Origin of the sequence: Paenibacillus sp. J31TS4 (genome assembly GCF_018403265.1) — a bacterium.
In the GTDB taxonomy this organism is placed as follows: domain Bacteria; phylum Bacillota; class Bacilli; order Paenibacillales; family NBRC-103111; genus J31TS4.
Window position 1 is genome coordinate 532,194 of the sequence record NZ_BOSI01000002.1, and the last position, 12,842, is coordinate 545,035.

A 12,842-nucleotide genomic window follows, 5' to 3' on the forward strand; every position below is an offset into this window, starting at 1 on the left:
GGCTTTTTTTATGGGAAGAAACAGCCAGCTCGCTAAAGGAAGGTTTGAATCCTACCGATACGGAAGTAAATTTTTGTATATCCAAAAACAAACAAACATGGTAAAGTAAAAACAAACAGAAACAAAAACCGGAGGGGACTGGGATGGTACAGAGTTTATGGGATGGGGAACATGCTTCCGAGCTGCACGAGTGTTTGGACCAATTGGTCTATCGGTCGAATCTCATCGGGGCGGACCGGCGTGTCTGTAACTGGGGAGGCGGCAATACATCCAGCAAAACGGTGATAAAGGATTTTCGCGGACGTGAGAGGGAAGTCATGTTCGTGAAAGGAAGCGGCTCCGACCTGGCGAGTATGAAAGCGGTTAACTTTACCGGTCTCTGGCTGGACGATATCCGCCCATTGATCCTGCGTGAGGAAATGTCCGATGAAGAGATGGTCGCCTATTTGGCCCATTGCATGATGGATGCCAAACATCCTCGGCCGTCTATTGAAACGCTGCTGCATGCTTTCCTGCCTTTCAAGCATGTGGATCATACCCACCCAGACGCCATCATCAGTTTGTGCTGTGCGGATAACGGCCAGGAGGTCGCCCGCGAGATTTTCGGCAGCCGCTTCGTGTGGGTTCCGTATGTCAGGCCCGGGTTCACGTTATCCAAACTGATCGCAGAAGGCGTGAAGGCGAATCCGGACGCGGAGCTGGTGCTCATGGAAAAGCACGGTCTCGTTACGTGGGGGGACACTTCGGAAGCTTGCTATGCGCAGACGATCAGGATCATCACGGAAGCAGAGAAATACATAGAAGCCCGGGTGAACGAGGAGAAGCTATTTGGCGGCATCAAGCATCCCTCGCTTCCGGCAGAAGTCCGCCGCCAGTTCGCCGCCGATATTATGCCGGTCGTGCGCGGAGCGGTGAGCGACGGGAGGAAGATGATCCTCGCCTTCGACGATGAGGCCGACGTTCTGCAATTTGTCGGCAGCAGAGATTCCGCCGAGCTGTCCCAAGTCGGTGCCGCATGTCCCGACCATCTGGTCCATACGAAAGCGGTGCCGCTCTACATAGATTGGATACCGGATCCAGCGGACATCGAAGGCTTGAAGGTGAAGCTCAAGGAACAAATTGCTGGCTACAAGGAGAGATACGAAGCTTACTTTCATCGGAATCAACAGGAAGGCGACGTTATGGTGGAAGCGGCTCCGCGCGTCATTCTGATTCCGGGCGTCGGCATGATCAACACCGGCAAAAGCTGGGCCATGGCGAAAGTAAGCGGCGCTCTCTATCATCGCGCCATCGCGGTCATGCGGGGCGCGTCTGCATTGGGACGGTTCGTTTCGCTCAGTGAAAAGGAGTCCTACGATGTGGAGTACTGGCCGCTTGAGCTCTATAAATTGACGCTGGCCCCGGCCGAAGCCGAGTTCTCGCGCAAAGTGGCGTTTATTACGGGAGGCGCAGGCGGCATCGGCAGCGAGACAGCCCGCCGGCTCGCTTCGGAAGGCGCGCACGTTGTGCTTGCCGATCTCAACCTGGAAGGCGCACAAAAAGTTGCGGGTGAAATAAACGAAACATACGGCGAGAACCGGGCGCTGGCCGTCAAAATGGATGTAACGAGCGAGGAAGACGTGCAAGCCGCTTACGCGGCGACAGCAGTGACGTACGGCGGCGTCGATATCATCGTTAACAATGCCGGCCTCGCCACCTCAAGTCCGTTCGACGAAACCTCGCTGAAAGAATGGAACCTTAACATCAACGTTCTCGGCACTGGGTACTTTCTCGTCGCGCGAGAAGGATTCAAGCAAATGAAAGAACAGGGGCTCGGGGGCAGCATGGTGTTCGTTGGCTCCAAAAATTCCGTATATGCGGGCAAAAACGCAACGGCCTACAGTGCAGCGAAGGCGCTGGAAGCTCACCTGGCCCGCTGCATTGCAGCGGAAGGAGGAGAATTCGGCATCCGCGTCAATTCGATCCTCCCCGATGCCATTCTGCAAGGCTCGACGATCTGGAATGGCAGCTGGCGCCAAGAACGCGCTGCCGCCTACGGCATCGAGCCAGATCAGCTGGAAGAATACTACCGCAAGCGCACGACTTTGCTCGTCAACATTTTTCCGAGGGATATAGCCGAAGGGATCGCCTTTTTCGCTTCCTCCAAATCGGAAAAAACGACCGGCTGCATGCTCACAATCGACGGCGGCGTGCCGGCCGCGTTTCCCCGCTAAAAGCCATCTCCATTTTTAAAGGAGGGTATCCGTATGGATGCGAATCTGGAACAAGCTTACAAAGAGGCCAAGAAGCTTTACGAGGCACACGGTGTTGATGTGGAGGAAGCGCTAGGCAAGCTCGAGCAAATCAAAGTGTCCGTTCACTGCTGGCAGGGAGATGACGTGCGCGGCTTCCTGTTCCGCAACCAAGAGTTAACGGGAGGCATCTCGGTAACCGGACATTTCCCGGGTGCGGCCCGTTCCCCGCAGGAGCTCCGAGCGGACCTGGAGAGGGCACTTTCCTTAATTCCCGGCAAGCATAAAGTGAATCTGCATGCGATTTATGCCGATACGGACGAACAAGTGGATCTCGACGAGCTGGAGCCGCGTCATTTTCAACGATGGGTGGATTGGGCGAAGGAACAGGGGCTCGGCCTTGATTTCAATCCGACTTGTTTTTCTCACGATCATTCGAAGGACGGGTTTACGCTGAGCCATCCTGACCCGGCCATTCGGCAGTTCTGGATCGATCATTGCAAAGCTTCGCGCAAAATCGGCGCTTCCTTCGGCGAACAGCTTGGGCAAACGTGCGTAACGAATATTTGGGTGCCGGACGGCTTCAAGGATAGTCCGGCAGACCGTATGGGCCCGCGCCGGCGGTTAAAAGAGGCACTCGACGAGGTGTTTGCGGAGCCGCTCAATCCCGCACACAACCTGGATACCGTCGAAAGCAAGCTGTTCGGCCTCGGAGCGGAAGCGTATACCGTGGGATCCCATGAATTTTATATGGGGTACGGCATTCAAAATAACAAATTGATCTGTCTTGATTCGGGGCATTTCCATCCGACAGAAGTGATTTCTAATAAACTGTCCTCGCTTGCGCTGTTCAGCAGCGGAATCCTGCTGCACGTCAGCCGGCCGGTGCGCTGGGACAGCGACCATGTCGTCGTGATGGACGACGAGCTTTTGGAGATCGGACGCGAGCTTGTGCGCGGGGAGCTGCTTGACGTTACTCATATCGGATTGGATTTCTTCGATGCAAGCATCAATCGGATCGCCGCTTGGGTCATCGGCACGCGCAACACGATCAAAGCGCTGCTTCGGGCGATGCTTGAGCCGGTAGAAGCGATCAAGAAAGCAGAGCTTGAAGGCGACTATACGACCCGGCTGGCGTTGACGGAAGAATTCAAGTCTTACCCGTTCGGCGCGGTATGGGACTACTATTGCGCGAAGCAGGGCGTACCTGTGCGAGAGGCATGGCTGGCGGAAGTCAAAACGTACGAACAGGATGTTTTGATGAAACGGGAACAAGGATGAAAGGGCGGTGCCGATCATGGCCGTTATCGCTTACGATTTGGGTGCCAGCAGCGGCAGAGCGCTGGTCGGCCGCTTGTCCGGCAGTCGAATCGAGGTGTCGGAGGTACACCGGTTCTCGAATGACCCGGTTCAGGTAGGCAATCGGCTGCATTGGGATATCCTCCGATTGTTCCATGAGATGAAGCAGGGACTGCTCAAAGCGAAGCAGCAGGGAATCCAGCCGGAAAGCATCGGCATTGATTCCTGGGCGGTGGACTTCGGGCTCATAGGCAAGAACGGCGAACTGCTCGGCAACCCTTATCACTATCGGGACTCCCACACGGACGGTGTTATGGAGAAGCTGCTGGAAGAAATCCCGTCCGCGGACATTTACAGCCGCACCGGCATTCAGTTCCTTCCTTTCAATACGATTTATCAACTGCTTGCGATGAAAGCGGCGGATTCTCCGCTGCTTCGCGACGCGAAGCGGTTTCTCATGATCCCGGATCTGCTGAGATACTTCCTTACCGGAGACATGCACAATGAATTTACGAACGCCACGACCACCCAGCTGTACAATCCGATAAAAGGGGAGTGGGACGCCGCATTGCTGCGGCGGCTGGATTTGCCGGCGGCGTGGTTCGGCCCCGTCCTTCAACCGGGAACGCCAGCCGGACAGCTGCGCTCCTCCCTAGCGGCAGAATTGGGCACAGGCTCGGTGCCGGTCATCGCCGTTGCCGAGCATGACACCGGTTCCGCTGTAGTTGCGGTTCCGGCGACCGAACGATCCTTTGCTTACTTGTGCTGCGGCACCTGGTCGCTCATGGGAACCGAGGTCGATCAGCCGATCCTCAGTCCTCTGGCTTTGGACCTGAATTTCACCAACGAGGGCGGTGCCGCCGGCAAATACAGGCTGCTCAAAAATATTATGGGCTTGTGGATCTTGCAGGAATGCCAGCGGGAATGGGCAAGTAGCGGCAAAGTCTACACCTTTCCCGAATTGGTGGCGATGGCGGAGCAAGCGGCGCCTTTCACGGCATGGATTAATCCGGACGACACCCGGTTTTTGCGTCCCGGCGGCATGCAGGACCGGATACGCGGGTACTGCGAGGAGACGCGCCAGCCGGTTCCCTCGGAACCGGGTGCATTCGTGCGATGCATTCTCGAAAGCCTGGCGCTCAAATACCGGTATGTCCTGCGGCAGACAGAGCGCCTTACGGGCAGCCGGTTCAGCGGATTGCATATAGTCGGCGGAGGCATTCATAATACGCTGCTTTGCCGGTGGTCGGCGAACGCGGTAGGGAAACCCGTTTGGGCGGGACCGGCGGAATCCAGCGCGATCGGCAATCTTGCCATGCAATGGATTGCCCAAGGACAATTCAAGGACGTCGGGGAAGCGAGAGCGGCCATTCGGGACTCGTTCTCCCTGACCGTATACGAACCGGAACAGACGGACGTATGGCAAAACGCCTACGGACAATTTCTAACGATAACAGGTTTGGCCGAGTAAGGTCCGAAAAGAGGGTACGAGTATGCTCGTTGCGGAGCGTTATGAGAAAATAGTGCAATTGGTTAACGATAGAGGCAGCATCCGCGTTACTGAGTTAAGCGAGCTGTGCCAGGTAACGGAAGAGACGATCCGGCGCGACTTGGACCGGCTCGAAGAAGCGGGGAAGCTGCTGCGTTCTCATGGGGGAGCCATCCGGATCCGCGATCAGCAGCCGGAAGTTCCTTACTTTGAACGGGAGGTCACGAATGCGGATGAGAAGAAGCGTATTGCGCGGGAGGCCGTGAAGCTTATCGAGCCCGGTGACCGGATCGTGCTGGATGCCAGTTCAACGGCATGGTACATGGCGTCGCTCGTTCCTGATATCCCGCTCACCGTGCTGACGAATTCGATCAAGGTAGCTATGGAGCTGAGCGGTAAGGAGAAGATAGAGGTCATCTCCACGGGAGGCATTTTGGCCCAACGTTCGCTGTCTTTTGTCGGTCCGCTCGCGGAACGGGCGCTGGAAGCGTATCACGTCGATAAAGTGTTCCTCTCCTGCAAAGGCATCCATCTTGAGTGGGGAATCAGCGAGTCTAACGAGCTCCAGGCCAGAGTCAAGCAGAAAATGACCGGCAGTGCCGACAAGCTGATCCTGCTGGCAGACTCAAGCAAGTTCGGCGTCAAGGCCTTCACGCATGTCGCCGATCTCCATGCGGCAAGTGCGGTCATCACCGACAAACTGGCGGACCGGGAAACGGTGGAGCAGCTGAAGAGGTTGAGCATTGCCGTAACGACGGTCTAGCCGCCCGGCCACATGAAGCCGAACCGTCGGATGGTTTGGCATGCTTAATAAGATGGGGGAGACATCATCCATGAAGGTCTCATTGTTCATTACGTGCTTAAACGACGCCTTCTTCCCGAAAGTAGGGGAAGCGATGGTCCGGCTTTTGGCTAGATATGGGATCAGGCTTCAATTCCCCGAGCTGCAGACATGCTGTGGGCAGCCTGCGTATAACAGCGGATACTGGGCAGAGGCACGTACATCAGCAATAACGATTTTGGAGGCTTTTGAGGACAGCGATTTTGTGATCGCGCCGTCGGGTTCGTGTACCTATATGATCCATCATTACGAGGCATTATTCAAAGATAACCCGTTGTTGCTTGACAAAGCGTTGAAGCTGAAGCAAAAGACTTACGAATTTACTCAGTTTCTCGTTCAAGTAGTAGGCATCACGAACATGGGCGCCGTCTTCCCCCATAAAGTGACCTACCATCCCTCGTGTCACGGCAGCCGCTTGCTCGGCGCCAGGCAGGAGCCGATGGATCTGCTTGCGAACGTCAGAGGACTGGAATTGGTTCCGCTTCCTTACGCGGAAGATTGCTGCGGATTCGGCGGCACATTTGCCGTCAAGATGGCTCCTATCTCAGGCGCCATGGTGTCGGAGAAGGTCGATCACGTAATTGAGACCGAAGCCGAAGTATTGGTTGGACTCGATATGGCTTGCCTGATGAATATTGCCGGTCATCTGCGCTACCGGGATGAACCGGTTCGCGTGATGCATTTGGCTGAGCTGCTCTACGAGGGGGTGAGAGGAGCATGAGCAGGCAGGACAACGCGGCTGGATCAGTCAAAGCCAGGGCAGATCTTGCCCTGAACGACGAGTTTTTGCGAAAGGCGGTCAGGTTCACGACCGAGCGGCTCAGAAGGGGCAAAAAGGAAGCAGCGGAGGAGCAGGGCAGCTGGGAGGAGTGGCGCGAACGGGGCCGGCAGATCCGCCTGCACACCATTGCCCATTTGGACTACTACCTGAACTTGTTTGCGGACAACGCACGCGCGAACGGGGTGCATGTCCATTTTGCGGAGACGTCTGCCGAGGCGGTCAAGATTTCACTCGAGATTGCGCAGCAAAAGGCAGCCAAGACGGTGCTGAAATCGAAGTCGATGGTTACCGAAGAGCTTCATATAAACGATGCTCTTCAGGCAATCGGTGTGGAAGCAATCGAGTCGGACTTGGGCGAATACATTATTCAGCTGGCGGGAGAGTCCCCGTCCCATATCATTATCCCCGCCATTCACCGCAACCGGTTTCAAATCGCGGAGCTTCTATCCGAGGACGCCGGTATGCCGCTGCCGCCAGACACTTCCATCTTGGCCGGCTACGTGCGGAAGAAGCTGCGCGAGCACTTTCTCGAAGCCGATATCGGCATGACCGGCTGCAATTTCGCGATAGCGGAAACCGGCTCCATGGTGCTGTTTGAGAACGAAGGCAATGCGCGGATGGTGACGACGCTTCCGAAAACGCAAATCACCTTAATGGGAATGGAAAGGATTATCCCCTCCTGGGCCGATCTTGAAGTGATGGCCACCCTGCTGCCGAGGTCGGCAACCGGGCAAAAGCTGACGGTATATATGTCGGGCATTACGGGCCCCCGGCGTTCGGAAGACGCCGACGGCCCGGACGAAATGCATATCATCATCGTGGACAACGGCCGCTCCAATCAACTGGGCGATCCCGAGCTGCAGGAGCTGCTCAGCTGCATCCGCTGTGGTGCCTGTCTGAATGCCTGCCCGGTATACCGGCATATAGGCGGCCATGCATATGGAGGGCCGTACAGCGGCCCGATCGGCGCCGTCCTGAAGCCGGCTCTGCAAAAGAACGTTGCGGAATGGGATGACATTGCTAACGCCTCCAGCCTATGCGGTGCCTGCTATGAGGCATGTCCGGTCAAAATCCCGCTGCACGATATGCTGGTGTATTTGAGGCGGCGCAAAGTCGATGCCGGCTTCGGAGACAAGGCGGAGGCAGCCGGCATGAAGGGGTTCGCGGCTGCAATGGGCAGTGCGAAACGGATGAAGCTCGCCGTGAAAGCGGGCCGGCTCGCGCAAAAGCTCGTCGCTCGTGACGGCGGCATCCGCATCCGACTGGGTCCGCTGAAGGGCTGGAACACGTACCGGGTGGCCCCGATCCTGGCGAAGCGATCGTTCCGCGAACAGTGGCGGGAGCTTGAGCATGAGCTGCAAGCCGAGCTCAAGGAACAAAAGCCTGACGTGCAGGCCCGTATGGAGCGGGCGATCCGGGAGCGCGAAGCGGGCAAGGGAGGAATCGGACATGACTGAAGCTGTCACTCACGCCGAGTGGCTTGCGCAAAAAGAGCGTGAGTCCCGTGTCAAGCAGGAGGCGTTCCTGAAGGGGATCTCCTCCCGCCTAGGAAGGCAGAGGTCTATGACGCCCCCGCCTCATCCGTTCAAGGGAGCTCCAGACTTCTGGAACGTGATGGACTACGATGTGGAGCACCGGATGACGGCGTTCGTCGATCAGTTCTCGGCGGCGGGCGGTCATGCGGTCCGGTTCCCGGATATGGAGGCGGCCGCTGTCTTTATCGCCGAACGCGCCATCCAGCTGAAGGCGAGACGCCTCGTTCGACAGGATCAACCCGAGCTGGCGGCACTGGACCTTGAAAAACGACTGGCTGAACATGCTTCTGTCACAGCATGGAATACGGACTCCGGGACCGCATGGAAGACGGCTGCAGCGGAGGCCGATATCGGCATCGTGCTCGCCGATTACGCAGTCGCTCACACGGGTTCGGTCGTCGCGCTGTCGGCCGCTCACAAGGGAAGATCCGTCAGCTTGCTGCCTGCCGCGCTGTTCGTGCTGCTGCCTGCGCAGCGTATCCGAACCAGGCTTGGCGAGGTGCTGGCGGAGTTCGATCGTTCAGGGCGCGCCGGGCTTCCGGCTGGGATTCACTTCATTTCCGGGCCAAGTCGTTCCTCGGATATCGAGAACGATCTCACCATCGGCGTTCACGGACCGGGCCTCGTCTATGCTCTCCTCGTGGATGCATTCGTTCCGGCAGACCGCATGCGAGAGGGAGGCGGACGATGACAAGAGAAGCAGGAAGCGCAGGCGGGATGCTCACGATCAAGCTGTTTGATGTCAATAGTCGGGAGACGGACGGATTGGGACACCCCGAGAAGTGCCCGGCAGACAGTTTCTTGATCCATCTGCAGGAAGCGGAAAAGGATTATTATGTTCTGCTCGATGGAGCGAAGAAGGGGCAGGGAAAGGCGGTTATCCTGCCCTACCTGATAGCTAACGGCATTGCTGAGCTGGATTGCGTTATCGTCAGCCATCCTCACAACGACCATTTCGGCGGGATTGTCGATCTTCTGGGCGATCCGCGGATTACGGTTAAACAGTTCGTGTACGCTCCCCTCGAGGACGAATTGGTGAAGCATTCGGACGACGCCGACAATTACACCTTTTGGATGGAGCTGCGCGAGCAGGTCAAACGGCTGCCCGATGTGTGGGAAGTTAATGAAACCCACATCGGGTCATCGCTTGCCTTTGGCAAAGAGCTGAGCTTGTCGGTGTTAGCTGCCCCGGACAGGGGCGAAATGGGCGGCAAAACGAAGGTTGATCTCAACAATGCAAATCTCGTGCTCAGGCTTGATTACGGGAAATTTTCCGCGCTTTTTCCAGGTGATTGCGGCGAATACCAGGCAAGGCAGATCATGGCCTCCACGCAGGGCAGCAGGATTCAATCCGTCACGATGCTGAAAGCTTCCCATCACGGAGGAGATGAATCGGCAACGCCGGCGTTCATTCAGGCTTGCGATGCCAAGGTGGTGCTTGTTCCCTGTAATGAAACGGTCGTGGAGCACCGGCCTTCGTTTGTAGGCAATCTGCACCTGCTCAGCAGAAACGGAGCCAAGGTTTTGCGCGCCGACCGGGCGCGTACGATTGTCGTGCGGACGGACGGCAAACGCGTGGAATGCAGGGCGGAGACGGAAGTATTTCAAGAGACCTCGATCCTGTATCTGTAGCATCGTAGAGCAAATTTTGTCGCGAGCCAAGCTCCGTAATTTTTATCCCGCAACCGGTTGACACCTTACAAATTTGGTAGTAATTTGAAATCAAAAGCGATTTTGCAAAAACGTTTTTGATAACCGATCAAGGAGAGGGATATGGCAGCGACGATAAAGGATGTGGCGAAAGAAGCAGGAGTAGCGGTATGTACGGTTTCCTTCGCCATGAATGGGTCGGCGCACGTGGCCGAGGAAACCAAGAAGAGGATCTTTGAAGCAATTGAGAGGCTGAATTACCGCCCCAACCAGTCGGCGCGCGGATTGGTTACGAAGAGAACCAACAACATAGGGCTGGCCGTGTCGGAAACAGCGGACGGCTTGGAAAACGGCATTTTGCTGGATGTGATCAAAGGAATGGGGCAGGCGGCAGGCCAGTACAACTACGACGTTATGCTCTCTTTTCAGAAGCCGCATGCCGCTAAGCCCGACGATCACCTGCTGGACGTTTACCGCAAGCAGTCCGCCGACGGTCTGATCATGATGGGAACGAAAAAGGGGGAGATGCCCTATAGGGAGCTGGTAGCCAAGCGGTTTCCTTTCGTTCTTCTGGGCCGCCCGTCTGCGGAATGCATGTGCCACAGCGTAAATGCGGACAACGAACAGGGGGCTTACATGGCGGTTGAGTATTTGGCAGGTAAAGGGCATCGGCGAATCGCTTTCATTACCCCGTGTTCCCTGGAGGTGGACGCCTCGCAGGACCGGCTCAACGGCTACCGGAAGGCGATGACCGATTTTTTCGGCGGCGCAGATGATGAACTGCTTGCCTATGGCAGCTTTGCCGCCGACAGCGGCTATGCCGAAACCGAGAGGCTCTTAAGCCTGAAAGACCGTCCGACGGCCATTATCGCCGGCAGAGATGCGATAGCCTCGCGGGTCATCGAGAAAGCGGCGGAACTCGGCTGCAAAGTGCCGGAAGATCTGGCGGTAGTGGGATTTGATAACAGCGTCGTCTCCCAGGTAGCCCGGCCTTCCATCACTTCGATCGAACTTCCGATGCTTGAGATGGGCTATAGGGCCTCCAATCTCCTCATCCAATTGATTGAGGGCGGCATTTCTTACGACAATACCCAGAGGATAGTTCTGCCCTGTATTCTTCATGCAAGAGAATCGGCGTGATCGCAGAGTCTTCCGAGAGTTCTGGAAGGCGCCAGCCTTCCAAGCTCTTATCCATTTGTTTACAAAAACGTTTTTGATACCAACTGAGAGGATGTGGTGCCCTTTCCTACAGCAAAGACGTGGGCAGTACGAGGAACATATTGGCAGTTTCGTAAGCGGTTTCATACTTAATCAGGGGAGTGAACGGCTTGAAACTTGGCAGGAAGGTTACGAGTACGGCATTGACGTTAGCGTTAGCACTCGGCGTGACGGGATGCACGAAGGGCGGCCAGACGACACCTCAGACGCAGGCTCCCAGCAGTAAGCCGGCGGATACACAGAACGCCCAAGCGGCTCCGACCGCGGACCCGCTGAAGGGAACGATCCGGGTCAATCTTCGGGGAGCATCGGCGGAAGTTTGGAACAAGATGGCGGAATCTTATATGGCGCTGCATCCAAACGTTAAAGTCATTGTCGATGTCAAACCCGCTCAAGGGTACCGGGATTGGCTGCAGGCCCAATTCGCCGCCGGCAAACCGGAAGCCGATTTTGTCATGACCAACGAAAACTCGGAGCTCATCGATAAGTTCGTCGACTATAAGCCCTGGATGGAAAAAACGAATCCTTATACCAAGAAGCCTTGGAAAGAAAGCTTGAATCTCGAAGGAATGGCAATCAATCTAGATGACCCGCAATTGACCACGCTTACCAACCTCAACATAGAATCCGTGCAAATTCTCTGGATATACAACAAAGAAATCTTCCAGAAGGTTGGCATTACCCAACCTCCCAAAACGTTCAACGAAATGATGGACCAATTCAAAAAGATCAAGGACGCCGGCTACATTCCGTTCTCGATCGCCGGCAACTCCCAATCCTTGTGGAGCGGCCAGGCGGGCTGGCTGATGAGGATTTTTCCCGATCAATATTTCCGCGATTATGTGAATTTGGTTCGTTCGCAGCCGGGCGATTATACCTATCAGCCGAAGGACGAGAATTGGAAGTATGACGTGAAGGATCCCTACAACGACTCCCGGGGAAAAGTTACGCTCAACGAGCTCCGCATGCTGAAAGCGGTCCGGGATAAACAAGGCCCTTACAAAATCGAGGGGAATCCGGCTTGGCGGGAAGCATTCGAGAACCTGAAGACTTTGTTCGGCTACGCTCCTCCGGGCTACTTGGGCATGGCGGAGGATCAGGCCTACAAGCTCTTCCTTACCGGCAAAGCCGCTACAACGGTTGCCCTTCCCTCTTCGTACTGGCAGCTTCCTAAGGATTTCAAGGATGCACAGAAGACGGGAGAGAGCGGCGGCGTAAAGCCTTTTGATTTCGGCTACTTCAATATGCCGTCGATGGAAGGTCCGCTAGTGCAGGCGCCGGCCCGCACCATTCACGTTCATACGGGATTCTACGGCTTCGTCAAGAAGGATGCGGAGCAAACCGCGCTCGATATGGACTTCATGATGTATTTCACCAGCCCGCAGGGCTTCAAGGTCTACTTGGAAGCGATTCAGAACTCCAAGGATGCGTCTCTCTCGGGAGCTCCTCTGCTCAATGATATCGAACTGCCGGCCGAGATGAAAAAGGCGTTCGAGTCCTTCAAGCCAATCGGCAACACGGAAGGTCTCCCCAGCCCGGGCAACGTTCTTTCCCGCGGCATCGGTTACCAGCCCTCCGTTCAAAGCTGGGTAGGATTAATCTCCAAATACTTCAGCGGTCAGCTTACCGTTGACGAGTACATGAAGCAGTATCAGGCGGACATCGATGCCAAGTTTGAAGCGAAGCTCAAGGAGGACAAACGCGAGCTCAGCGACTTGGATCATCCGGAACGCAAGCCCCCGACGCGGCAGTAACGGCTCACCGGAAACACCGCTCTGCTCCGCCATTTCAAGTGGAG

Annotated in this window: 10 protein-coding genes; all 10 read left to right on the plus strand. The window is 56.1% G+C overall.

The window, feature by feature from the left end; genetic code table 11:
- The first annotated feature begins 143 nt into the window (after window positions 1–143).
- Window positions 144–2,213 carry a bifunctional aldolase/short-chain dehydrogenase gene (locus tag KJS47_RS13285; protein WP_213525522.1) on the plus strand — a complete coding sequence of 690 codons (2,070 nt, stop codon included), beginning with the start codon at window positions 144–146 and terminating at the stop codon, window positions 2,211–2,213.
- A 33-nt stretch (window positions 2,214–2,246) separates the two neighbouring features.
- The gene (rhaA, locus tag KJS47_RS13290) at window positions 2,247–3,512 is read left to right on the plus strand and encodes an L-rhamnose isomerase (protein WP_213525523.1); all 1,266 of its coding nucleotides are present in this window, start codon (window positions 2,247–2,249) and stop codon (window positions 3,510–3,512) included.
- Window positions 3,513–3,528: 16 nt separating this feature from the next.
- Complete coding sequence (gene rhaB / locus KJS47_RS13295) at window positions 3,529–5,001, plus strand: rhamnulokinase (RefSeq protein ID WP_213525862.1); 1,473 nt, start codon at window positions 3,529–3,531, stop codon at window positions 4,999–5,001.
- A gap of 22 nt (window positions 5,002–5,023) precedes the next feature.
- Complete coding sequence (locus tag KJS47_RS13300) at window positions 5,024–5,782, plus strand: DeoR/GlpR family DNA-binding transcription regulator (RefSeq protein ID WP_213525524.1); 759 nt, start codon at window positions 5,024–5,026, stop codon at window positions 5,780–5,782.
- A 70-nt stretch (window positions 5,783–5,852) separates the two neighbouring features.
- Window positions 5,853–6,581, plus strand: coding sequence for a (Fe-S)-binding protein (locus tag KJS47_RS13305; protein ID WP_213525525.1), 729 nt, complete (start codon window positions 5,853–5,855; stop codon window positions 6,579–6,581).
- On the plus strand, window positions 6,578–8,098 hold the full coding sequence (locus KJS47_RS13310; protein WP_213525526.1) for a LutB/LldF family L-lactate oxidation iron-sulfur protein: 1,521 nt from the start codon (window positions 6,578–6,580) through the stop codon (window positions 8,096–8,098). The genes KJS47_RS13305 and KJS47_RS13310 overlap by 4 nt, the downstream gene beginning before the upstream one ends.
- Window positions 8,091–8,867 (plus strand): LutC/YkgG family protein, encoded by a 777-nt coding sequence (locus KJS47_RS13315; protein ID WP_213525527.1) that lies wholly within the window; start codon window positions 8,091–8,093, stop codon window positions 8,865–8,867. Before KJS47_RS13310 ends, KJS47_RS13315 begins: the two co-directional genes overlap by 8 nt.
- A gap of 26 nt (window positions 8,868–8,893) precedes the next feature.
- Entirely contained in the window at window positions 8,894–9,808 is a 915-nt protein-coding gene (locus KJS47_RS13320; protein WP_213525528.1) for a ComEC/Rec2 family competence protein, read from the plus strand.
- A 141-nt stretch (window positions 9,809–9,949) separates the two neighbouring features.
- A complete protein-coding gene (locus tag KJS47_RS13325; protein ID WP_213525529.1) occupies window positions 9,950–10,966 on the plus strand; it encodes a LacI family DNA-binding transcriptional regulator in 1,017 nt (338 codons plus the stop codon).
- A 188-nt stretch (window positions 10,967–11,154) separates the two neighbouring features.
- A complete protein-coding gene (locus KJS47_RS13330; protein ID WP_249716354.1) occupies window positions 11,155–12,798 on the plus strand; it encodes an ABC transporter substrate-binding protein in 1,644 nt (547 codons plus the stop codon).
- The last annotated feature ends 44 nt before the right edge of the window (window positions 12,799–12,842 follow it).